Source organism: Tardiphaga sp. 866_E4_N1_4, assembly GCF_052076075.1.
GTDB lineage: Bacteria > Pseudomonadota > Alphaproteobacteria > Rhizobiales > Xanthobacteraceae > Tardiphaga > Tardiphaga robiniae.
The window spans coordinates 1,712,702-1,735,565 of record NZ_CP197242.1; the positions used below are offsets into that span (position 1 = coordinate 1,712,702).

The 22,864-nt window shown below is 62.4% G+C and carries 23 protein-coding genes and 1 tRNA gene; 7 read left to right on the forward strand and 17 right to left on the reverse strand.

Annotation, left to right across the window (positions count from 1 at the left end; translation table 11 throughout):
• Window positions 1-97: 97 nt before the first annotated feature.
• Together AB8B20_RS08635 and AB8B20_RS08640 are read left to right on the forward strand one after the other, a co-directional pair.
• The gene (locus AB8B20_RS08635) at window positions 98-1,477 is read left to right on the forward strand and encodes a histidine kinase (RefSeq protein WP_439072271.1); all 1,380 of its coding nucleotides are present in this window, start codon (window positions 98-100) and stop codon (window positions 1,475-1,477) included.
• Complete coding sequence (locus AB8B20_RS08640; protein WP_439072272.1) at window positions 1,474-2,124, forward strand: response regulator; 651 nt, start codon at window positions 1,474-1,476, stop codon at window positions 2,122-2,124. Before AB8B20_RS08635 ends, AB8B20_RS08640 begins: the two co-directional genes overlap by 4 nt.
• 77 nt (window positions 2,125-2,201) lie before the next feature.
• Here the strand turns inward: AB8B20_RS08640 and AB8B20_RS08645 are convergent, their stop codons facing one another.
• From AB8B20_RS08645 to AB8B20_RS08660, 4 genes are all read right to left on the reverse strand, one after another.
• The gene (locus tag AB8B20_RS08645) at window positions 2,202-2,420 is read right to left on the reverse strand and encodes a DUF3126 family protein (RefSeq protein ID WP_068736180.1); all 219 of its coding nucleotides are present in this window, start codon (window positions 2,418-2,420) and stop codon (window positions 2,202-2,204) included.
• A 174-nt stretch (window positions 2,421-2,594) separates the two neighbouring features.
• The gene (cysE, locus tag AB8B20_RS08650; RefSeq protein ID WP_068736178.1) at window positions 2,595-3,422 is read right to left on the reverse strand and encodes a serine O-acetyltransferase; all 828 of its coding nucleotides are present in this window, start codon (window positions 3,420-3,422) and stop codon (window positions 2,595-2,597) included.
• A 226-nt stretch (window positions 3,423-3,648) separates the two neighbouring features.
• Window positions 3,649-4,401 (reverse strand): alpha/beta fold hydrolase, encoded by a 753-nt coding sequence (locus AB8B20_RS08655; RefSeq protein ID WP_089264925.1) that lies wholly within the window; start codon window positions 4,399-4,401, stop codon window positions 3,649-3,651.
• A gap of 67 nt (window positions 4,402-4,468) precedes the next feature.
• Window positions 4,469-5,677: a hypothetical protein gene (locus AB8B20_RS08660; RefSeq protein ID WP_439072273.1), complete on the reverse strand. Its 1,209-nt coding sequence runs from the start codon at window positions 5,675-5,677 to the stop codon at window positions 4,469-4,471.
• Between the two features lie 229 nt (window positions 5,678-5,906).
• On the opposite strand from AB8B20_RS08660, the gene AB8B20_RS08665 reads away from it, so the two are divergent.
• Together AB8B20_RS08665 and AB8B20_RS08670 are read left to right on the forward strand one after the other, a co-directional pair.
• On the forward strand, window positions 5,907-6,152 hold the full coding sequence (locus tag AB8B20_RS08665) for a zinc-finger domain-containing protein (RefSeq protein ID WP_089265655.1): 246 nt from the start codon (window positions 5,907-5,909) through the stop codon (window positions 6,150-6,152).
• A gap of 9 nt (window positions 6,153-6,161) precedes the next feature.
• The gene (locus AB8B20_RS08670; protein WP_439072274.1) at window positions 6,162-7,328 is read left to right on the forward strand and encodes an FAD-dependent monooxygenase; all 1,167 of its coding nucleotides are present in this window, start codon (window positions 6,162-6,164) and stop codon (window positions 7,326-7,328) included.
• A 10-nt stretch (window positions 7,329-7,338) separates the two neighbouring features.
• On the opposite strand, the gene AB8B20_RS08675 is transcribed toward AB8B20_RS08670, so the two are convergent.
• The 3 genes from AB8B20_RS08675 to AB8B20_RS08685 form a co-directional block, all read right to left on the reverse strand.
• The gene (locus tag AB8B20_RS08675) at window positions 7,339-7,752 is read right to left on the reverse strand and encodes a twin-arginine translocation pathway signal (RefSeq protein ID WP_439072275.1); all 414 of its coding nucleotides are present in this window, start codon (window positions 7,750-7,752) and stop codon (window positions 7,339-7,341) included.
• A gap of 82 nt (window positions 7,753-7,834) precedes the next feature.
• Window positions 7,835-7,921: transfer RNA gene (locus AB8B20_RS08680), tRNA-Leu, on the reverse strand.
• Between the two features lie 126 nt (window positions 7,922-8,047).
• The gene (locus AB8B20_RS08685; protein ID WP_210185290.1) at window positions 8,048-8,371 is read right to left on the reverse strand and encodes a c-type cytochrome; all 324 of its coding nucleotides are present in this window, start codon (window positions 8,369-8,371) and stop codon (window positions 8,048-8,050) included.
• A 212-nt stretch (window positions 8,372-8,583) separates the two neighbouring features.
• On the opposite strand from AB8B20_RS08685, the gene AB8B20_RS08690 reads away from it, so the two are divergent.
• Both AB8B20_RS08690 and AB8B20_RS08695 read left to right on the forward strand, forming a co-directional pair.
• The gene (locus AB8B20_RS08690; protein WP_439072276.1) at window positions 8,584-9,951 is read left to right on the forward strand and encodes an HlyD family secretion protein; all 1,368 of its coding nucleotides are present in this window, start codon (window positions 8,584-8,586) and stop codon (window positions 9,949-9,951) included.
• A complete protein-coding gene (locus AB8B20_RS08695) occupies window positions 9,948-11,894 on the forward strand; it encodes a glycosyltransferase (protein ID WP_439072277.1) in 1,947 nt (648 codons plus the stop codon). The genes AB8B20_RS08690 and AB8B20_RS08695 overlap by 4 nt, the downstream gene beginning before the upstream one ends.
• A 45-nt stretch (window positions 11,895-11,939) precedes the next feature.
• On the opposite strand, the gene AB8B20_RS08700 is transcribed toward AB8B20_RS08695, so the two are convergent.
• From AB8B20_RS08700 to AB8B20_RS08735, 8 genes are all read right to left on the reverse strand, one after another.
• Window positions 11,940-12,704, reverse strand: a complete 765-nt coding sequence (locus tag AB8B20_RS08700; protein ID WP_439072278.1) for a DeoR/GlpR family DNA-binding transcription regulator — start codon at window positions 12,702-12,704, stop codon at window positions 11,940-11,942.
• 148 nt (window positions 12,705-12,852) lie between these two features.
• Entirely contained in the window at window positions 12,853-13,854 is a 1,002-nt protein-coding gene (pdxA, locus tag AB8B20_RS08705; RefSeq protein WP_439072279.1) for a 4-hydroxythreonine-4-phosphate dehydrogenase PdxA, read from the reverse strand.
• A complete protein-coding gene (locus AB8B20_RS08710) occupies window positions 13,851-15,101 on the reverse strand; it encodes a four-carbon acid sugar kinase family protein (protein ID WP_439072280.1) in 1,251 nt (416 codons plus the stop codon). Before AB8B20_RS08710 ends, pdxA begins: the two co-directional genes overlap by 4 nt.
• A gap of 1 nt (window position 15,102) precedes the next feature.
• Window positions 15,103-16,131, reverse strand: coding sequence for a 2-keto-3-deoxygluconate permease (locus tag AB8B20_RS08715; protein ID WP_439072281.1), 1,029 nt, complete (start codon window positions 16,129-16,131; stop codon window positions 15,103-15,105).
• A 285-nt stretch (window positions 16,132-16,416) separates the two neighbouring features.
• A complete protein-coding gene (locus AB8B20_RS08720; protein WP_439072282.1) occupies window positions 16,417-17,373 on the reverse strand; it encodes a PDR/VanB family oxidoreductase in 957 nt (318 codons plus the stop codon).
• Entirely contained in the window at window positions 17,370-17,885 is a 516-nt protein-coding gene (locus AB8B20_RS08725) for an MOSC domain-containing protein (RefSeq protein ID WP_439072283.1), read from the reverse strand. Before AB8B20_RS08725 ends, AB8B20_RS08720 begins: the two co-directional genes overlap by 4 nt.
• A gap of 155 nt (window positions 17,886-18,040) precedes the next feature.
• Window positions 18,041-19,297, reverse strand: coding sequence for an MFS transporter (locus AB8B20_RS08730; protein ID WP_439073046.1), 1,257 nt, complete (start codon window positions 19,295-19,297; stop codon window positions 18,041-18,043).
• 200 nt (window positions 19,298-19,497) lie between these two features.
• On the reverse strand, window positions 19,498-19,845 hold the full coding sequence (locus AB8B20_RS08735) for a RidA family protein (RefSeq protein WP_439072285.1): 348 nt from the start codon (window positions 19,843-19,845) through the stop codon (window positions 19,498-19,500).
• A gap of 329 nt (window positions 19,846-20,174) precedes the next feature.
• Here AB8B20_RS08735 and AB8B20_RS08740 point away from each other — a divergent pair, with 329 nt between their 5' ends.
• Entirely contained in the window at window positions 20,175-20,738 is a 564-nt protein-coding gene (locus AB8B20_RS08740; RefSeq protein WP_439072286.1) for a helix-turn-helix domain-containing protein, read from the forward strand.
• Window positions 20,739-20,743: 5 nt separating this feature from the next.
• On the opposite strand, the gene AB8B20_RS08745 is transcribed toward AB8B20_RS08740, so the two are convergent.
• The gene (locus tag AB8B20_RS08745) at window positions 20,744-20,941 is read right to left on the reverse strand and encodes a hypothetical protein (protein ID WP_089264937.1); all 198 of its coding nucleotides are present in this window, start codon (window positions 20,939-20,941) and stop codon (window positions 20,744-20,746) included.
• A 212-nt stretch (window positions 20,942-21,153) separates the two neighbouring features.
• Window positions 21,154-22,779: an ABC transporter substrate-binding protein gene (locus AB8B20_RS08750; RefSeq protein WP_439072287.1), complete on the reverse strand. Its 1,626-nt coding sequence runs from the start codon at window positions 22,777-22,779 to the stop codon at window positions 21,154-21,156.
• Window positions 22,780-22,864 lie beyond the last annotated feature (85 nt).

Sequence of the window (22,864 nt, forward strand, 5' to 3'; positions counted from 1 at the left end):
GACATACCGGGCAAATTGCCCAAACGATGCAGAACCGCTTGCCAGACCGCGGTGCGTGCCGCTTTAATATCAGTGTCTCACCGCGGGGAATGCGATCATGCGCCTGCTGATACATCTCGTTCTTCGTCTCGTCGCCGTGGTGCTGCTCTGTCTGGCCTGTACGATCGGATGGATTCTGGTCGATGCGCACCGCACCATCGAGGCCGACACCGCCGCCTCCGCCGACCGCGTCGCGACAACCCTGCAGAACCTGTACTGGCGCGAATTGCTGTGGCGCGACGGCACTTACCGCGATGCACTGCTGCCGCTGCCGGACTGGAAATCCATTGCCACCATGAAGGTGATCGCGCCAGGCGTGTGCATTGACTTCCGGCTCGGCAGCGCGCCGCCGTTCGACCTGTGCAGCCAGACCGAAGACATCGGCAGCCCGGCGCCATCATGGTTCGTCAGTCTCTACGGCGCGCTGTTCGGGCCACATGCCACGGAGACGCGGCCGCTTACCGTACGGCAGCGCGACGCCGGCACCGTGCAAGCCCGTGTCGAACCTGTCGCCGCCGTGCGTCAGGCATGGCGGCAGGTGACCGTGATGGTCAGCATCGCCGCGGCGATGGCGCTGGGCATCAGTCTGCTCGCGATCCTCCTGATCGGTCATGCGCTGATGCCGGCCCGGAGCATCGTACGCGGCCTGCGCCGCCTCGAACATGGTGACCACCGCCATCGCCTGCCCGCTTTTGGCGCCACCGAATTCAGCCATATCGCCCGCGCCGTCAACGATCTCGCCGGCCGTCTCGCGGCCACCACTGCCGAACGCGTCGCGCTGACCAAGCGACTGTTTCAGGTACAGGAAGAAGAACGCCGCGCACTGGCGCGCGATCTGCACGACGAGTTCGGCCAGTGCCTCACCGCCACCGCGGCGCTCGCCGCAGCCATCGAGACCGGCGCCACGCCGTCCCGTCCCGATCTGGCCGACGATGCCCGCGCCGTCGCCCGCATCACCGGCCAAATGATGACGACGCTGCGCAGCGCGCTGGCGCGGCTGCGCTCGCAGGATCTCGAGGAACTGGGATTGCAGGCCAGCCTTGTGCAACTGGTGGCGCAGTGGAATGCGAGCACAACGCGGCGCGCCGTGTTTCATCTCGACGTAACCGGCGATCTCACCGCCGTCCCCGCAGAAGCCGCCGTCAACATCTACCGCATCGCGCAGGAGTGCCTCACCAACGCCGCACGCCACGGCCGGCCGCAGCACGTTCATCTCCGCGTCAACCATGGGGAAGAGATCCGCGATGCCGTCGCCGTCAGCGTCGAGGATGACGGCGGCGGCGACGCCGCGCAGGCCCACACCGCCTCCGGCCACGGCATACTCGGCATCCGCGAACGCATCGCAGCGCTTGGGGGCAGCCTGTCGATCGCTCCGGCCGCACACGGTATCCGCGTGGCCGCGGTGATTCCGCTGCTGCCACGACAGGCGGCGGCATGACCGCCGTCAGCATCCTGCTGGTCGATGACCATCCGGTGGTGCGCGAAGGCTATCGCCGGCTATTGGAACGGCAGCCCGGTTTTCGCGTCAGCGCCGAGGCCGAGGATGCCGCTGCGGCCTATCGCGCCTATCAGGCAGAGCGCCCGGACGTGGTGGTCATGGATCTGTCGCTGCCCGGCCCCGGCGGGCTGGAAGCGATCCGGCATATCCGGCAATGGGATCGCACCGCGCGCCTGCTGGTGTTCACCATGCATGCGAGCGCCGCGTTCGCTCTGAAAGCGTTCGAGGCTGGCGCCTGCGGCTACATCACAAAGAGCAGCGCGCCGCACGAACTGGTGCGCGCCATCGCCACCGTCGCCCGCGGCGGACGCGCATTGAGCGAAGACATCGCGCGCGAAATCGCCAGCGAGCGGCTCGGCAACGAACGGTCGGTGGTGGAAGATCTCGGGCCGCGCGAAACGGAAATCCTGCGGCTGGTGGCGTCAGGCTGGACCACGGAGCAGATCGCGACGTCGCTCAATCTGAGCACAAAGACCGTGCAGAATTATCACTACCAGATCAAATCGAAGATCGGCGCGCGCACCGACGCGCACCTGGTCTGGCTTGCCACCGCCGCCGGCCTGGTCGCGCCGGACAACGCGGCCTAGCGTCTGGTGCCTAAGCGCGAAGGCCCGCACAGCGCTTGCGCTGATCTCGCCGCCGCCAAGCGGGGCAAGGTGCCTCCTCAGCCGTTATCGACGAGGTCTTCTTCCAGGATCGCCATCTGGAACTGGAACGAACGATCGTCGTCTTCGTCATCGACGAACAGCACGCCGATGAATTCCTCGCCAATATAGACTTCGGCGGAGTCGTCCTTCTTCGGGCGCGGCACCACGCGGAGCTTCTGGTTGCCGAACACGCGCTTGAGATAGGCGTCGAGCTTTCTGACTTCCTGAACGTCCACAGGTGTCTCCAATGCAATTGATGTCTGTTGAGCTGATGGAGAGAAGCTTTAATGCGAGATGACGGCCACGGCTAGGCCGTTTCTCGAAAAATCACGCCATCCCACAAGTGAACGAAAACGCGTGCAATATCAGCGCTTGCAAATCGCAAGCCCAGAAGTCTCAGCCCCTGAAAATCAGAGCCCGATCGCGTTCAGCATCTGGTTCATGGTGCGCGACGGCTCCGAACAGCCGGCTTCGCCGACGATCTTCGCCGGCACGCCGGCCACGGTGACGTTGTGCGGCACTGGCTTGACGACAACCGAGCCCGCGGCAATCCGCGCGCAATGGCCGACCTCGATATTGCCGAGAATCTTGGCGCCGGCGCCGATCAGCACGCCGTGGCGAATCTTCGGATGGCGGTCCTCGTTTTCCTTGCCGGTGCCGCCGAGCGTCACGCCGTGCAGGATCGAGACATCGTCCTCGATGACCGCGGTTTCGCCGACAACGAAGCCCGTCGCGTGATCGAGAAAGATTCCGCGGCCGATCTTGGCGGCGGGATTGATGTCGGTCTGGAAAGCGGCCGACGAGCGGCTCTGCAGATACCACGCAAAGTCCTTGCGGCCCTTTTTGTGGAGCCAATGCGCAAGACGATGCGCCTGGATGGCGTGGAAGCCCTTGAAGTACAGCAGCGGATCGATGAAGCGCGTGGTGGCAGGATCGCGGTCGAACACGGCGACGAGGTCGGCGCGGAACGCATTGCCAAGATCCGGCTCGTCGCGCAGCGCTTCGTCGAAGGTCTGGCGGATCAGGTCGCCGGACAGCGCCGCATGATCGAGACGTTCCGCAACGCGGTGCACCACCGAATCTTCCAGACGGTTGTGATGCAGCACGGTCGAATAGATGAAGGATGCGAGTTCAGGCTCGCGATGGACGATGTCTTCCGCCTCGGAACGGATGCGATCCCAGATCGGATCCAGCGTTGCGAGTTTTGAATTCTGCGGATTGATGCTCTGCACGGCCATGGCGGACTCGCAATTTCCTGAATAGTGCATCGGTTATAGCACAAGACGCGTCGCTGTCGTGACACGGCTCCTGCCATCGTGAACGGTGGCTTACCCGGCAATCCCCCGCTAACATGTTGAAAGCGCAGACATTCCCGGGACGACCCCACCCCGCCCACAAACCGGGCGTGCATCAGAAGTGGGCGCTCGTGTGATCAAAACAAGGTGCGCCCCTCGCCAATTGTCATCACGGGCGGCGGGACAGGAAATCCAGCACGCCTTCCTTGTAAACGCGATCGCCGACCGCCCGCATGTGATCGCGGTTCGGGATATCCAGCACTTCAGAGCCGGCGATGACCTTCTGCAACTCCTGCGCGGAACCGCTGATCTCGTCCGTCGTTCCCACCGCGATCAGCAGTGGCACCTTGATGGCGGCGGCTTCCTCATTCGTCATCAGCCGGCGCGAACCGCGCAAACAGGCTGCGAGCGCGCGGCGATCCGAACGGGTCTGATCGGCAAAAGCGCGGAAGGTGCGGCCGACGGGATCGGTGACGTCGTCGAGCGAGTCCGCCTCGAGCGCGAGGGCGACATTCTCGCCGGGACCGCCGCCTTTGATAAGGCCAATGCCGAGACCGCCGAAGATCGCGCTGCGGATCAATTCGGGATGGCTATAGGCGATATAGGCAGTGATGCGCGCGCCCATCGAATAACCCATCATGTCGGTGCGCACGATACCAAGATGCGCGAGCAGCGCGCGCACGTCGGCGGCCATCGCACCGATGCTGTATTGTTCGGAATCGTAGAGCTTGCTGGAATCGCCATGGCCGCGATTGTCGAGCGCGATGACGCGGCGATTGTGCTTCTTCAATTCCGACACCCAGGTCGGATAGACCCAGTTGACGTTCTTGCTCGATGCAAAGCCATGCACGAGAACGATTGGATCGCCCTCGCCTTCATCGAGATAAGCAATTTCGACAGCGCCGTTGTGAAAGCTCGGCATCCAGAATTCCGTTACGATTGAGAGATGGGGTGATTGAGAGAATGAATGGTGATGGGAAGCGCGCAGTTTACCCGTGGACGAGCACCGGCGCCAGTGAGTGAGCCGGCGCGGGATGGCGGAGAGCCATGTCCCTGAGTAATGCGTCCTTGCGTGAGATGTCCTGCAGCAGAGCATCCTGTCGTACCGCCAGGTCGCGGCGCGCGCGCCTCGCCTTGGAGCGCTGCAGCCACGACCAGGTGACGCGCTCGGTGGTTGCCTTGATCGACACGACAAATCCAAACAGCGCGAACAATGCCCAGAACACCCACATCGAAAGATTGAACGCGCCAGCCGCCAGCAGCAGCGCGCCGCGGCCAAACATCTTCATGATGGCGCGGGTCTGGCCGCCTTTGACTTCGGCGAGTCGTGCCGCGCGCGTGACGTCCTTCGGGCTCTGGGCGATACGCAGCGTATCGAGCGCGCCGCGCGTGCCGGCCTTCTCGCCGACACGGCCGACATCCCCGGCAAGACGCACGATGCCGCCGGCCTTCTCGGTGCGGAACGCCGCCTTCACCGCAGTGATAGTTTGCCCCGGCCGCAGGATCGACGCATCGGCCACCGCGGCGCGCAGCATGGGCCCGTCCACCACGCCGCGCGCCGAGCGCGCCGCCCAGGTGGTGAGTCCCTCGCCGATCCGCCCGACCTTGCGTGCATCCTTCACCAGCGTGAGGCCCGCGCGCACCGGCGCGACGCCGCCGACGCTGACATAGGTCGCGGCGGTCACAGCGAGACCTGCAGCAGCAAGGCCGAGAATGAGGTGATCGGTGTCCTCACCCATCGCCATGTGCTTGCCCTCGCGCACGACGTCGCGGATATCGCCGAATACGAACAGATCGCCGGCGACGGTACCCGACAGGCTGCCGACATCGTCGGCATTGCCGGTGACAAAGCCATTCGCAAAGCGGCTGGCGAAATGGGACGCCGAATTCTCGTCCGCAACCGCCTCGGTCACGCGCCTAGCGAGATCGTCCGGCAGTTGAACATGTCTGGCAGCCGCAACATCAGCAAAGCTTTTGGCGAGGTCGGCATCCCTGGCCGCGAGCGCCTCCTCGATATTGCGGGCGAGCACCGCGGGATCATTCCGCAATGCAGAGCTGAGTTGCGCATCGGCCAGAGCAACGGGGTCATCCTGCGCGGTCAGCACGGCGCCGGCGTCGCGCGCATGCGGCAGCAACAGCAGGCCGGCGGTCGCGCAGACCGCTACCCCCGTCAAAGCTGTGTCGAGCCGGAACCACATGGCGGAAAACCCTATCCTTGCACCTCTTTAGAAATGGTGCGTCACATCGTGGACACAACTGCCCCGACGAAAGAAGGGCTATTCGGAGACACCCGAATTGTGTCGAATTTGTACGGATGAATGACCCCTGCACGGTCTAGGAATCATGGTTCCGGACCAGTATGGTGCGCCGCACTGAATGGCGCGCCGGCTCATACGCCCGCGGCTATTGCGAGCAAAGGTAGAGAAGATGTCCGACCACGTGGTTCCGCACTTTCACAATGACGCCGGCGTCCCGATCATCGAGATCGGCTCGCAGGAATTCATGTGCGTGGGTGCCAATCCGCCGTTCGACCATCCGCACGTCTTCCTCGATCTCGGCAACGACAACGAGATCATCTGCCCGTATTGCTCGACCCTGTATCGCTTTGCCGCCGATCTCGGCGCCGGCCAGTCACGTCCGCCGGAATGCGTGGTGAAAGACAAGGTTGCCTGATTTCCGGCCGTGACGGCGCCGCGCACCATCGTCATCGCTGGTGCGGGCATCGGCGGACTGACGGCCGCGCTGGCGCTGGCCGCCCGGGGCTTTCGCGTCCTCATCTGTGAGAAGACCGGACGGCTTGAAGAAGCCGGCGCCGGACTGCAGCTCTCGCCCAATGCGACCCGCATACTGATCGGCCTTGGCCTGCAACCACGCCTTGCGCCCCATGTCACGACGCCGGCCAGTGTGAGCATCATGACCGCGCGCAGCGGCGGCGAAGTGATCCGCCTGCCACTCGGCAGCGCCCGCGATGACGCACCCTACTGGCTGGTGCATCGCGCCGATCTGCAATCGGCCTTGCTTGGTGCGGTCACCGCGCATTCCGACATCGAACTGCGCCTTGGCTGTCCCGTGGACAACCTCCGCGCCACGCCCGCCGGTATCATCGTCAACGGCGAGTCGGTGCTGGCCTTGATCGGCGCCGATGGCGCGTGGTCTTTCGTGCGACGGCAACTGTTTCCCGAAACGCAGCCGCACTTCTCCGGTCTCATCGCCTGGCGTGGGACGCTGGAAACGAGCCGGCCGAAAAGCGACCTGGTCCCCCATGGCGTCCAGCTCTGGATGGGGCCGAAGGCCCATCTCGTTGTCTATCCGGTGTCATCGGGCGAGCGGATCAACATGGTCGCGATCATGCCCGGCGCCGCGATACAGCCGGGCGGCAGCGATGCTGGCGACGCCAGCGAGATCCGCCAACATTTTGCAGCGTCGCGCTGGCCCGCCAATGCACGCGGCATCATCGACAGCGTCGATAACTGGCGGCGCTGGCCGCTGTTCACGATGCCGGACGGCGGCATGTGGCACGAGGGATCCGTGGCGCTACTGGGTGATGCCGCCCATGCGATGCTGCCTTTCGCCGCGCAGGGCGCAGGCATGGCCATCGAGGATGCGGCGGTGCTGGCGGAGTGCCTTGCCGCCGCTGGCCACGATGCCGCAGCGATCGCGCCCGCATTGGCGCGCTACGCCGCGCTGCGCCAGCCGCGCGTCACCCTGATACAGCGCACCGCCCGGCAATCCGGGCAGATCTATCATCTGCGTGGCCCCATGGCGCTAGCGCGCGACCTCGCCATGCGCGCGCTCGGTGCAGAGCGTCTACAGGCGCGGCAGGATTGGATCTACGACTGGAAGCTTTGAACCGGATGGCTCAGGAACGCGCGCCTGATCGTCTCGCAGCGGCAGGCGCTGGCTTGACAGGAGCGGCCGGCGCACTCGCCACACACTTGCTCTTCTGCCAGTTCTCTTCTGCCAGCTTGGCCTGCGCACGCGTCGAGATGTAATCGTTGCGATAAGCGAGTTCGCTGACCACCGCGCCGCCCGTGCCGGTCTGCGCCTTGTCGATCAGCCCCTGCAATTCGGCCGTCCGCGTCGCAAGCGTCTTGCGCTCGGTCTCAAGCTGCGGGCAGTCATAGAGGTCATATTTCGCAGGATCGACGAAAGCGCCCGACACCATGCCATCGCCCATGCTGGCGCAGCCGCCGAGATAGCCGGCAAGGACAAACAACGACACTATCGCAGCAGCGCGCGTCGGCAGGCGGAAAAGAGGGTAACGGTCGATCATCGGGACTTTCTAGCCGGGCAGTATTGAGGTTGCGTAAAGCAGCCGCCGGTGGCCGGATTGAGGCCGAAGTTCCCCTGAAGGCTGGTGCGGACGGCGGGAATCGAACCCGCACGACGTTGCCATCGAGGGATTTTAAGTCCCTTGCGTCTACCAGTTCCGCCACGTCCGCGCGCGTTGTTTCTTCTAGGCTTTTGGCCTTCCGGTCAACGCATGTTTTGCAGCTTTTCCGTCGTGTTTTGCAGACCGCACTGAGCCCCGTCAGCAACGAGTCATCAGGAATTGCGCGACATCCAGATTATTTGGCCTTGGCGATCTTGTCAGTCAGGTACTCATTCAGATCCCGAAAGTCCCTGACCGTCCATGCGAACGGAGGCAATTTCACGCCGTTTTCGCGCAAGGTTCTTGGAATGAGATCGCCGTTGGGACGGAGTATGACGGACGATACGATCACGCCGGGATAATCAAGCAGGCGCTTCTTGAACTCGGGTGTCGTGAGATCGAGTGCAGGCGGATTGCTCTTATCAGCCAAAGGCCCTGTGCCCTTAACGTCATTTCCGTGGCACATCGCGCAGCGGCTCAAGAAAATCCGCTCGCCATTCCTGTTGTCTGCAAGAGACATCGACGGCATGCAAAGCACGATCGCTAATGCAGCAGCAATGCCTCCCTTCCTAGGTATCATAGCGCCCGGCCTCCGAGATTGCGCAGTTTTATCGAAAGATGCGGGGTCTACCTTAGCGGGCTCTTAAGCGGGCGCACACTCTACTCACCTGACATGGAATCGCTTCGAAGGACCGAGTTGGTCCGCTCACCGACAATTTGGGTTCGGCTGCCATGGATCGTGCGCAAAAGACTCAATTTCCTTCGGGGTTCGCACCTTCGTCCGTTGTCGAGGAAGATGTTCCATCCTTCGATCCCGGCGCCAGAGGATTGCAGCGCGATCTGGAAGACCGGCTGAAGCCGGATATCGACGAGCCCGCAAACCGCGGTTCGCCTGATCAGACAACGCCTCCGCGCTCATATAGCACCGTTCGGCGGGTGCTGAAGATCGCTGCCGGTCTCACCATTGTTGCCGTGTTCGGATGGCTGCCACTCAGGGCAATCCTGCAGACCTCCAGCGTGGAGGCGGTGGTCAACGCCAGACTCGTGACGCTAAGGTCGCCGATCGATGGCGAAGTCAGTTCGAAGTCCGGCCGTTCGACGTCGAGCGCAGTGAATGAAGGTGACCTCCTCCTTCGCGTCGTGAATGCACGGGGCGATCGAAATCGGCTGGATGATCTCAGACGACAGATGTCGCGACTGGACAATGAGCGCCCAAGTCTGGCGACCAAATTCGCCTCAGCTCAAGCCGCACAGCAAGATCTCGCGCGGCAGGCCTCCCAATTCAGGGAAGGCCGTACCCTCCAACTGGAAGCGCGCATCGCTGAAATACAGTCGGTGATCGAAGCCGCTGCGTCCCGGCGGGAAGAGGCAACCGCCGCCGTAGAGCGGGCATCGTCGCTGATCAAGTCGGGCAGCGTCTCCAGCGTGGAATTCGCCCGCTTGACCCGGGAACAATCGGTCGCCCAGCAAACCGAAATCGGCGCCCGTCGCAGACTTGATGCCGCCAAGATCGAGCTCATTGCCGCGCAGAAGGGCACGTATCTGGGCGATAGCTACAATGACCGCCCAAGTTCGGTCCAGCGCGAAGAAGAGATGCGGCAACGTGCAAATGATCTCCAAGCCGATCTGGCGCATGCGAATGCCCAGATCGCGTGGCTCGCGAGCGAGATCGCGTCCGAGCAACTGCTTTATGTCAGCCGATCGGAAGCGGACATCAAAGCGCCCGTGACTGGCCGGATCTGGGAGATGATGACGTCGCCGGGCGAGGATGTCCGGGCCGGACAACCATTGCTGAAGCTACTTGATTGCAGCGGCGCTGTGGTAACGGCGAATGTCACCGAACGTGTCTATAACAGGCTCAGGCTGGGCGAGCAGGCGACTTTTGAGCCAAATGACGGCAGTCCGGCGATAGAGGGGTCGATCGTGAATCTCACTGGCGCGTCTGGTGCGCCCGCGAACCTGGCCATCAATCCCGACACGCTGAACAAGGAACCCTATCGTGTGACGGTCTCGATGCCCAATCTCGATACCACGGGCAAAGACTGCGCAGTGGGGCGCACGGGACGGGTCGTGTTCAATCACGACACGTCAAAACCATGATCTCAGCCTTCGCACCAGGCATCGCCGCTCTCGGTGCTTGTCTCGCAATCACGCCGATGCTGAGGCGCGACAGCACGTTCGCCCGATCATTGATGACCGGGATATCCGTCATTCTGCTGATCCGATACTTCACGTGGCGTGTCACGCAGACGCTTCCGCCACCCGGCTTTACCGCCGACTTTCTCGTCGGATACCCCTTCATGCTGGCGGAAGCTGCCTCGTTACTTGGCGTCTGCCTGTCGATGCTGTTTCTCAGCCGAACGATTGATCGCTCTGCCGACGTCGAGGTCGGAATAAAAAAAGCCGCGGCCGCCGCGCGGGTTCCGCTCGTCGATGTCTTCATCTGCACCTATAACGAGGAGCAAGCGATCCTCGAACGCACGATCATCGGCGCCACGGGACTGGACTACGGCAACTATCGTGTCTGGGTCCTGGATGATGGGCGACGGCTATGGCTCAAACGCCTGACCGAAGTGCTCGGCTGTCATTACCTGACTCGTCCAGACAATCAGCATGCAAAGGCAGGTAACATCAATCACGCTTTGCGTCATGTCGCCGGATTGGACAACAAACCGGATTTCGTTGCCATCCTGGATGCCGACTTCGTCCCTCTGCCGGAGTTTCTCACGCGCGCGACCAGTTTGATGGAAGACAAGACCATTGGCATCGTGCAGACGCCGCAGCACTTCATCAATCCGGATCCGATCCAGTCCAATCTGGCCGCCACCGAGGTATGGCCCGACGAGCAACGTTTCTTTTTTGATATTCTGATGCCGGCCAAAGACGCCTGGGGGGTGGCTTTCTGCTGCGGCACATCGTCGGTGATCCGCTTTTCAGGCCTCATGGAGATCGGTGGATTCCCGACGGACTCGGTGACTGAGGACTATCTCGTCACGTTGCGTCTGAAGGAGCGTAATTATCTCACGGTCTATCTGAACGAACGGCTCACGCTTGGATTGGCGCCCGAAGGCCTCAAGGAATACATCACCCAACGCGGTCGATGGTGCCTCGGCTTCATGCAGATCGTAAGAGGCCGAAGCGGGCCCTTTTCATCGCAATCAAAACTCGCCCTGATCGACCGGCTTTCGCTCGTCGACGCTTTCATGAGCTGGGCCGGGGCTTATGGAACGAAGATGCTTGGCCTGATCGTGCCGTGGCTCTATCTCCTGTTCGGGATCAAGGCGATTTACGCCGATCTCTCCGAACTGTTGACATACTTCCTGCCCTTCTACGTCTGGCACGCATTTACGATGACCTGGATTTCCCGTGGTCGTTCGCTGGCGATTATGACGGACGTCTCGCAGTACATCGCGGCGCCAGCAGTCCTGAAAGCAATCATCACGGGTCTGATCAGACCAAAGGGTCACAAGTTCAAGGTCACCGCCAAAGGTGGCGATCGCAATCAGAGGTTCATCGAGTGGCCGCTTCTGCGGCTTTACGGATCCGCGTTGCTGATAACCATGCTGGCGATCGCTTACGCTTTCATTATCAATCTGAAGGGAGAGAGCATTGCTTACGGCGGACTAGCGCTTGGCTGGAGTTTGTACAACTGCGTCGTCCTCGCAATCGTGTGCTTCATCTGTATCGAGCAGCCTCGCCGTCGGAAAGCCGAGCGATTTGAGCGCAATGAGCCCGTCCTCATTCACGAGGACAGCGCCCCGCGGCTGGTTCGCATGGCAGACATCTCGATAACCGGCGCTCGCTTTATCGATCCTGCGCCGCCGCAGGTGGGGACTGTTCTCAAGTGCAATGTATACGGTCAGAATGTGTCGGCAACGGTCATGCGACGAACGAGCGATGGTTTCGGCGTTCGCTTCGAAGAAGCCGCTGCAACGCGAATTCGCGTTGTACGCGCCTTTTACGCGGGAGAATATGTTCGCGCTTTTCACGGTGTCCGGGCAGTCCCGGTTGGCAAAGCCTTACTGATGCGACTGTTCAATTGAACCATACCCATATCGGCACGGCGTCAGAACACGCATACAGCCGCGCTACGCCCCCGCCACGACGATATGCGCCCCTGCATGCTCCATCAGCCTGCGCTGCTCCGTCGAGGCGCCAGCGCCCGTCACCAGCGTCCAGCGCGGCGGGAGCGGCGCCCAGGCGTCCTGTTCGGCGCGGCCGAGCTTGCCGGCGTCGGCGAGCACGATGACCTCCTTGGCCTGCTGCATCATCAGGGACTTCAAGGCGACCTGATCGAGGTCGGCCTCGCACAACCCGCGACCGCTCACGACACCGTCGGCGCTCATGATGGCGCGGTCGGCGGTGAGACGCCGCAGTCCCTCACTGGCCAGAGGTCCCATGGTGCTCATGCTGGTCGAGCGCAGCGCGCCGCCCAGCACCACGAGTTCGATGCTTGGTGCCTTGGCGAGAAACGGCAGCAGCGCGATATTGTTGGTGATGATGCGCAGGCGGCGCTGCAGCAGCAGCTTGCCGAAAGCGGCGACCGTCGATCCGGCATCGAGGATCAGCGTATCGCCGTCCTCGATCAGGTCGATCGCGGCACGCGCGATGGCCTGTTTTTCCTTGCCCTGGACCGCGAAGCGTTGGTCGAGCGTGGTCTCTGCGACATGGCCGGTGAGAATCGCGCCGCCGTAAGTACGGCGCACCGCATTGTTCTTGGAGAGATGCTGCAGGTCGCGCCGCACGGTGGACCCGGACACACCAAAGCGCCGTGCGAGATCGTCGACATCGATCTCGCCGGCGTTCAGGGCGTCCAACAAGCGGGCGTGACGCTCCTTGCTCCGCATCGACATGAATGTCCCTGCCCTCTCATCACGCTCGTCGTTCCGGGGCGTCACCGCGCCTTCGCGGCGACGAACCCGGAACCTCGATATGTGACAGACACTTCGAGATTCCGGGTTCGCGCGCAAGAGCGCGCGCCCCGGAATGACGAAGGATGCGTCAAGCCGCCTTGGATCCCGGTGCGAGATCGACCGCCTGCCGCAGCGCCTCGAGAAGGCTGCGCTCATCGGCGATGCCCTTGCCGGCGATGTCAAAGGCGGTGCCGTGATCGACCGAGGTGCGGATGACGGGAAGTCCGACCGTGATGTTCACGCCGGATTCCAGACCCAGCACCTTGATCGGGCCATGGCCCTGATCGTGATACATCGCCACCACCATGTCGTAGTCGCCGCGGCCGGCGAGGAAGAACAGCGTGTCGGCGGGCAGCGGACCGCGGACGTCCCAGCCCTTCTTCTGACAGGCTTCGACCGCGGGCGTGATCTTCTCGGCTTCTTCGCCATAGCCGAACAGGCCGTTCTCGCCGGCATGCGGATTGATGGCGCAAACGCCGATCTTCGGATTCTTGATGCCGGCCTTGACCAGCACTTCATGGCCGCGGGTGATGACGCGCTCGACCAGGCCCGGCTCGATCTTCTTGATGGCATCGATCAGGCCGATATGCGTCGTCACGTGAATGACGCGCAGCTTCGGCGACACCAGCATCATCGACACTTCAGGCGTGCCGGTCAGATGTGCGAGCAGTTCGGTATGCCCGGGATATTTGTGACCGGCTGCATGCAGCGCTTCCTTGGAGAGCGGTGCGGTGCAGATACCCTGGGCGATGCCGGCCTGAACGATTTCGACGGCCTTCTCGATGAAACGGTAAGCCGCCTCGCCTGCCACCGGGGAGTTCTGCCCGAATGGCAAATCATCCGGCACGATCTTCAAGTCCACGCACTGGACGTTCTTCGACGCGAAATTCGCAGCCTTTGCATCGCTGAGCGAGTCGACGCCGATCTTGGCGCCGACGATCTCGCCGGCCTTGCGCAGACGATTGGCATCGCCGATCACCAGCGGATTGCACATCGCGAGCATTTCCGGATGGGCGAAGGCCTTCATAATCACTTCGGGCCCGATGCCTGCGGGATCGCCCATGGTGATCGCAATGGTCGGACGGGTCATGTGAAGCTTCCTTGAGTTCGGACGGTGTGAAGACGTTCGCGAATTTTGATCAGGCTGTTCTCGTCGCCGAAGGCGCCGGCCTTGGTGGCGATCGGCACGGACAATGCGCCGAGCGTAAGCCCGAGCGAAACGCCGGGCTCGATCTCGTCGGCCAGACGGATTCCGTTGACACCGAAGCGCGACAGCAGTGCAGCGGCGGTCTCGCCGCCAGTTGCTGCAAAGGCGCCGATGCTGGACGCCACGGGCATCAGCGCATCGGCAAGATTCTGCGCGAGCTGCGGGCCGAGCGACATTTTCGGATTGTCGTCCATCACGATCTCAACCAGGACATCGCCGCCTGCAGTCAATCCTTCGGTCACGCGTGCAGCCAGCGCCGCCTGCCCTGCCTTGTCGCCGAGCAGGACTTCCGGTGTGACCGGCAGATGGGTCACGGTGCCGCTGGCGACCAGCTTGCGCGCTGCAGAGCGCGACGCGCCGGCGAGCGAGCCGACCACGATCAGCGTGCCATATGTGCTAGTGGAAATTTCCAGCTTCTCGGTGGCACTGGTGTCATCGAGCGCCGCCAGCGCATGCGCGAGCCCGGCGCTGCCAATGAACACTGTCGCCGGTGAAATCTTCAAACTGGCTTCCGCGATCAGATGCAGATCGTGCTCGGTCTCCGCATCGCAGATCGCAACGACGCTGTCCTCGGACGCGATACGCGCCAAGTGAGCCTTGAGATGGCCGCCGCGGATCGTCGCAAGCAGCACCTTCTCGCTGCGAATACCAGCCGATGCCAATACATCAGCGATGTCGGCATTGTCGTAGGTGTGATCGCGCTTCCAGACCTCGGCTTCCTCAAGCGGACGGCCGCCAACAACGACGCGGCCATTGATGGTGGTCCGGTTGGTCGCGGGAAAGGCCGGCGCGAAGATGCCTAAGGCCGAACCGGACTGCGCCTTGAGATGCGCCAGCGCAGCGGCCGTCTCGGAGGCCGGCTGGCCGCGCAGCGTGGAGTCGATCTTCTTGAACAGGAGCCGATCCGGCTCCATCAACTGCTGCAATATCTCGGCATGCCGACGCGCAGCGGCCTCGGCCGTGAGGCCGCGGCTCGCTGCATCATAGGAGATAACCGGATGCTGGCGATCCCCGGCGCTTGCGACGTCGCCCCAGGTCACGGCAGCCGCAAGGCCCCGGCGACCGAAGGCGATGGCGCAGTCCGCTGCACCGGTGAGATCATCGGCGAGGATCAGCCAGCGTCCCGCCATCTTAGTGCCCAGCCACTGGTGCGGGTGCTGCGACGCTCGGCGCGGCAGGCGCCGCCGCCTCCGCTTCCGGCTCGACATCACGGCCGACGATGCCGGCAACCCACGAGGTGAGGATCGGCGTCAGGATCGCCGTCACGACCACGCAGGCCGCGATGAGGATGGTCGCCGGACCGGCAGCAGCCGCATAGGCCGGATTGGCCGCAGCGACGATCGCAGGCACAGCCGCCGCATTGCCAGCGGTCGACGCTGCAGCAACACCCGCAACGCCGTTGCCGCCGGTGAGACGGTCAACGAAAAACAGCGGGATGCCGGTCACGATCACGACGGCCACGCCCATGCCGACGCCGAGCAGACCCGCCTGCCAGACCTGCGTCAGGTTCAGGCCGGTGCCGAGCGCGAAGGCGAAGAACGGGATCATCACAGGCACGGCCTTGCTGAGAAAGTCACGCAGCTCGCGATCGAGATTACCAAGGATCATGCCGGCCACCAGCGGCAGGATCGCGCCGACGAGCGCGGGCCACTGGAACGACGACAGACCGGCAACGCCGAGCGTCACCATGGTGAGGAACGGACCGCTTTCCAGCGTCATGATGCTATAGGCACCGACGTCGCGCGGACGGCCATACTGGCCCATCAGCGCCATGTAGAGACCGCCATTGGTGTCGTTCATGGCGGCGACGATCGCCAGCGTCGACACGCCTGCGAAGATGCCGGCGGTGACCGGCGCTTCACCGAGGAAGCGGCCGAAGATCAGGCCGAGGATGATGGCGGTACCGACCTTCACGATCATCAGGGCGCCGCCCTTCTTCACGATGTAAGGCGTCGCCTTGAAGTCGATGCTCGCACCCATGCACACATAGAACACGGCGAGAATGCTGAGAGCGCCGCCGGAGAACAGCGCGCCAGTGAACGAGCCGAAGAATTTCGGGGTGTTGGGGGCAAAGGTCGCGAACAGCGCGCCGATCAGCAGCGGCACCGTCATCATGCCGCCCGGCACCTTCTCAATCGCCCGCTTAATTGGAATCTGCATGGTTATTTCCTTCCCGCGCCGTGCGCATCACTCATTATTCTGCGCAATTTCCCTCAGGAGCCCCTGCGCACACCGCCCGATATGCGCAAATTGCGCAGACATCAAACACTTTTTGCGCACTTTGCGCAATTTCTAAAAATTAGTTAAGCGGTCAAGGTATGTTTGTAAGCCATCCAAAGCGGGCGCTTCGCTGACCGGAACGTCGCGCGTCGCGATGCGCTGCATGAAACGCAAACAGGCGGCAACGGATGACCGTTGCCGCCTGTTTGGCCGTCAGATCAGCAGTCAGAGATCGAGAACCAGGCGATCCCCAGCGGAACCCGCCACGCAGACCAGCAGGCTGCGTTCGCGTTCCGCCGGCGACAGCACGCGGTCGCGATGCACCGGCTGCCCTTCCAGCCAGTCCACCTTGCAGGAGCCGCAGATGCCGCCGCAGCAGGATGCCGGCACGTCGATGCCGATATCTGTCAGCGCCGACAGCATGGTCTGCCCTGCGGCCACGGTGATTTCCCGGTTCGATTTTGCGAGCGCGAGCACATAGGGCTTGGCGTCAGGATCGACCGGCAGCGGCGGCGGCACAAAGCGCTCGATATGAACGCGATCGGCGGGCCAGTTGCGTGACGCCTGTTCGAAGTCATCGATCATGCCGTCAGGGCCGCAGCAGGCAAGCGCGACATCCGACAGCGGCCGGCCGACCAGTGCCGCGATATCCGGGCGTTGCCCGCTCGACGTGTCGTGAATCACCACATGACCGGACTTGCGCAGCGGCGCGAGCAGATCGGCCAGTGGCGGCTCACCGCGTGCAATCATGTGCAGCGTGAATTTCGAACGGCCCATGCGCTTGAGGAAGGCCGCCGCCGACAGGAACGGCGTCACGCCGATGCCACCGCCAACGAATGTAAAGCGCGTCACATCCTCCGGCAGATCTAGCCCGCCACGCGGCAGCGTCACGCCGATGGTGTCGCCTACCTTGACCTCATCATGCAGCACGATCGAACCGCCCCGCCCTTCGGCCTCGCGCTTCACTGCCACGACATAGCGCTTGTCATCGGCGGGATCGTTGCAGAGCGAGTAAGTCCGCACCAATCCACGGGGCAAATGCAGATCGATATGTGCACCCGGCCGGAACGGCGGCAGCTCCCAGTGATCGGGATCGACCAGCGAGAACAGCTTGATGCCTTGGCCGCCGTCCTCGATCTTGTCGACGACGGTCCTGACCCTGGTGATCGCCACGGCGCTCATTGCACGTTCCGCACGGCGTCGCCGACGCGCACGGTGCCACCCTGCAGGATCCTGCAGTTGAGGCCGGAGCGATTGATCAGCGGATCGAAGATCGCCTTGCCGGTGATCTCCTCGATATGCCGGCACGGGATCGACAACCGCGTCGATTCCAGCAGCGTCTCGCCGAGCCAGAACTGACGGCCAACAAGATGCGTCAGCGGTACGCCGGATACAGTGACATTGCGGCGATGTTCTTCGGGGGCGAGATCGATATTGTGATCACGCTTCAGCGCTACCAGCGTCTCATATTCGAACAGCGTGACCTGGCGCCCTTCTTCAGGCTTGTGCGAATAGAACCCCTCCTCGCGGCCGATCATGTAGCGATCGCCCTCGATACCCTTGCCGGCGACCAGCGTGAGTTCGGGCATTTCGCGCATCGGCAGGAACGCGCGCGGCGTGATGTGGAGATAGCGCACTACGCCAGTCCATGACGGGACCACGGCAGTGGTTGCGGAAGTAACGGTATCGAGCATTGCTTTCGTCCTTGTAGAGGCTTGGGCGACACATCACTTCGTCATGGCCGGGTAAAGCGCGAAGCGCGGCTTCGCTGGATGTCCCGGCCATCCACGTCTTCATGCGGTCAAAGACGTGGATGCCCGGCATGCGCCGGGCATGACGAAGACTGCGTTCAGGTCAGTTCCTTGTTCGCCATTTCCGGCGCAAAGGACGTCGCAATCGCGGTGATGCAGGCGCAGAAGATCAGGAACACCGACACCGGCCAGGTCGCACCGGCCCAGGTCATCAGCGACGCCGCGATGAGCGGGCTGAGACCGCCAGAGATAGCCGCTCCGACTTGGAAGCCGAGCGAGGCACCGCTATAGCGCAGCTTCGCGGTGAACAGCTCCGAATACCAGGGCGCACCGATGCCGAACATCACCATCTGGCCGAACGAGATTGCGACGACGATGGTGAGGATCACGATGGTCGGATCGCGGGTATCGAGCAGCCAGAACATCGGGAATGCGAAAGCCGCGCAAAAGAGGCAGCTCGCATAGAACATCGCCTTGCGCCCGACCTTGTCCGACAGCCAGCCGAAGAACGGGATCGAGAACAACGCAACGAAGGATGCGATGAAGGCGCCGTTCAGCACCAGCCCGCGCGACAGGCCGAGCTTCGACGTCGCATAGGACATGATGAACACGCCGGCGATGCTGGCATAAGCGATCTCCGAGATCTTCAGACCGACGGCGGTGAAGAACGGACGGCGGTGATACTTGAAGATGTCAACGATCGGCATCTTGGCGACTTCATTCTTCACCTTGAGCGCGCGGAAGGCCGGAGTCTCTTCCATGCTCATGCGGATCCAGAGGCCGACGCCAACCAGAAGGATCGAGATCAGGAACGGAATACGCCAGCCATAGCTCATGAAGTCTTCTTCAGGCAGTTGCGACACTAGCGCGAACATGCCGATGGCTGCGAGATTGCCGACGGGATTGCCGACCTGCACCATGCTGCCGAGGAAGCCGCGTTTATGCGTAGGACAATTCTCGACCACCATCAGAACCGCGCCGCCCCATTCACCGCCAAGGCCGATGCCCTGCAGGAAGCGGAGTGCGATGAGCAGGATCGGCGCCGCGATGCCGATCTGCGCATAGGTCGGCAGCAGGCCGATGGCGAAAGTGCCGAGGCCCATCACCATGATCGTAATCGCAAGCATCGCCTTGCGGCCGACACGGTCGCCATAGTGACCGAAGATCGCGGCACCAAGCGGACGCGCGAGGAAGCCAACCGCATAGGTGCCGAAGGCTGCAATAGTCGCGAGCGCCGGATCGCCAGCGGCGAAGAACACCTTGTTGAACACCAGCGCGGTGGCCGCGCCGTAGATCAGGAAGTCGTACCATTCGACGGCGGTGCCGATCACGCTCGACCAGACGATCTTGCGCATGGCCGCATCGTCGGGATTCTCCGCCGTGGCGGTGACTGTATTGAATTCTTCTGCGACGGTCATGTTCACTCCTTCAAAAGACATGTTCAGTTTCAGGCGCGTGGGCTCGTTCCGTGCCACGACATCTCGCGGCGCAGTCCGGGTCTTCTCGTGAACTTTCGCTGTTGCTTCAGTCGCCTCAGCGCAGGCGTCGGCGATGCTTAAGGAATGGCAGCGATGGCTGCGATCTCGACTCTGATCGAGGGATTGGCGAGCCGCGCTTCGACACAGGCGCGTGCAGGCGATGCGCCTGCCGGCACCCACTCATCCCAGACCGTATTGAAAGCCGCGAAATCCGCGATGTTGGGCAGCCACACCGTGGCGCTCAGGATCGATGACTTGTCGGTGCCGGCTTCGCCGAGCAGTGCATCGATCTTGGCGAGCACTTCGGCGGCCTGCGCTTCGACACCGATAGACAGATCGTCCGGCACTTGCCCTGCGAGATAAACGAGACCACCATGCACCGTGGCCATGCTGAGCCGCTTACCGGGCTTCAAACGCTTGATCATATATCTGCCTTCGTGTCGTTTTCTGAGGACATATTCCCGTCATCAAAATCCAACATGTTTACTGACAGAAATCAACGTCACGAAAATCGGCATCTGATGACTAAACTGGCAGAAAGCAGCCAGTGCACATACGGAAGGCGAAAAATATGCACTTTCGGGCAATTTTGCCTAAATTATCCTTGCCCGTGCTGGAAATATCTGCAGCAATGTTTTCCAGCAGAAACACTCCGGCACCGCCCTGGAGTTCTTTCGAGGAGATGAGCGAGACGGCCCTTCCGTCATCGCCGCGCGCCATCTAAAAGAACGGGTGCTTCATCAGGAGATCGACGTTGCTCGACGTCAGCAAGAATGCGGTTGGCTTCAACCTGCGCCAGCTACGCACCGCCAAGGGACTGACGCTGGATCAGCTCGCCACGCAGAGCGAGCTGACGCGCGGCTATATCTCGCTTGTCGAGCGCGGCTTGAAGACGCCGTCGGTCAATGCGCTGCTGCGGCTCGCCGCCGCGCTCGATGTCAACGTCACCTATCTGTTCGATCCCAACCCAACGCCGGCGCCGCGCTACACGCTATTCCGCCAGGACGAACAGCAAACGCCTATGCAGGACGACGGCGTCGATCTGCTGGCCCTGGCTGCGGGACGCACACGCAAGATGATGGAGCCGTTCCTGATCCGGCCGCCGCTGAAATTCGCGCCGCGCGCATCGCATGCGGGCGAGGAATTCCTGTTCGTCATATCAGGCAAGATGGCGATCAAGATCGAGGACGAAGAGATCGTCCTGAAGAAAGGCGACTGCCTGTACTTTTCCGGAGAGACCCCGCACTGGGTGCGCAGCATCGGCAAGCCCAAGGCCGATGTGCTGCTGGTCGTGTCCGCCGCCTCGCCCGAGCGCTGAGTTTCCTAGACGCGTTCAATTCTTCCGCTGAAAAGCGCGCGCGGCGCGACCTTCTTGCGCAAGGCCTGTGCCTGCATTTTGCAGACGCACATCGGCTCGCCCCTGCGCGTGGTGCATTTGCAGGGATAACCATAAGCAAATTCAATCAACGCATCGACGTCATGGGCCATGATCGCCTGCTCAACGCGCTCGTCATACGTCATGTGGCCATCTCTTCTTGCTAGCGGCTGCTGGCTGGGCTTTGCGCTTCGTTCCCATAGGCATGTCGAACAGATCGGGCGTGGGCGAGAGCAACTTTAAATCTGTTTATACCAACACCGCAGGACGGGCAAAGCCTGCCTCAAAACAAAAGCACCGGCCTGATCACTCAGGCCGGCGCTTTCTTATTCAAACCTGCCCGCCGCAGCGGCGCCGGTTATTCTGTCTTGTCGATGTTCCAGAACACCGGAGTGGCGGCGCCCGGCAGCACGCCGGTCAGCGACTTCCGCCACACGCTCGGAAGAGTATATTCGCCGAGCGGCAGATAGGCGACCTGTTCATAGGCGCGGGCCTGGACTTCCGCAGCCAGTTTCTTCTGCTCTTGGAGGTCGGTGGCACGCACAAACTTGTCGCGCAGCTCTTCGATCTTCGGATCGTCGAACCAACCGAACCAGCCGCCCTTGGTACCGCGCCCCGAGATCGAGACGTTGCCGACCGGATTGAGAATATCCGCACCGACCCAGTTGGTGAAGAACATGTTCCAGCCGCCCTCCTTGACGGGCTTCTGGCTGGCGCGGCGCGTCACGACGGTCTGCCAGTCGGTGGCCTGCACCTCGACCTTGAAGCCGGCATCGCGCAGCAACTGCGCCGCCACGATCGGCTGAGCCTTCAACGTGCTCACGTCGGTCGGCGCCATGATCACGACGGGCGTCCCGTCATAGCCGGATTCCGCGAGCGCCTTCTTGGCTTCGGCCATTGCGTTGCCCTTCACTAGGGTCTCGCCGCCAGCCTCGTTGCTGAACGGTGTGCCGCAGGCGAAAACCGAACCGCAGGTCTTGAAGTATTTCGGATCGCCGACCAGCGCATCGAGCACCGGCTTCTGGCTCATCGCCAGGAAGGCTGCGCGGCGAACCTTGACGTTGTCGAAGGGAGGAAACAGGAAGTTCATGCGGCCCAGCGTCTGGTAGCCAAGCGTGTTGAGCACCTCGATCTTCAACTCCTTGTCCTTGGCGAGGATCGGCAGCAGATCGTAGGGACCGTTTTCCATGAAATCGATGTCGCCGGACTGCAGCGCGTTCACCGCCGTCTGCGCATCGGGCATCGTGACCCATTCGACGCGGTCGACCTTGACGACCTTGCCACCGGCCGCCCAGCTCGCAGGCTCGGAGCGCGGCACGTAGTCCTTATTCTTCTCATAGACCGCCTTCACGCCCGGCTGGAATTCAGCCTGCACGAACTTGAACGGACCCGAACCGATCTGCTCTGGAATGGCCTTGCCGGCGGGCGTCTCGGCGAGACGCTTCGGCATCATGAACGGCACCAGCGACGATGGCTTGGCGATCGAATCCAGCACTAGGCCGTAGGGCTCTTTGAGCGTCAGCACGATGGTCTTGGCGTCGGGGGCTTCGATGCTCTTGGTGAAGTCCATGAGCTTCTGGCCCATGCCGTCATTGCGGCCCCAGCGCTGCAACGAGGCGGCGCAATCTTCCGCAGTGACAGGCTTGCCGTCGTGCCACTTCAGGCCGTCGCGCAGCGTGAAAGTGTAGACCATCTTGTCATCGGAGACTTTGTACTCCGCCATCTGCGGCTGGACTTTGAAGTTTGCGTCCATCGCCAGCAACGTGTCGTAAACCATGTAACCGTGATCGCGCACGATATAGGCGGTGGTGATGCCCGGATCGAGCACGCGCAGATCCGAGTGCATCACTGCGGTGATGGTCTTGCCGGCAGCATGCGCGGGCGACGACAGCACCGGCAGCGCGAGCGCAACGGCTACCGCCAGACCTGGTAGCGTCAATTTCGTGAAGGCCGCAGAACGCTGCCAACGTGACATGTAGGACATTCGATCTCTCCTGACTTGAAACTGACCATCGGTCGATGATTGCTTGTGCAACGCGATAGAAATTTAGGCGCGACCACGCGTTGCC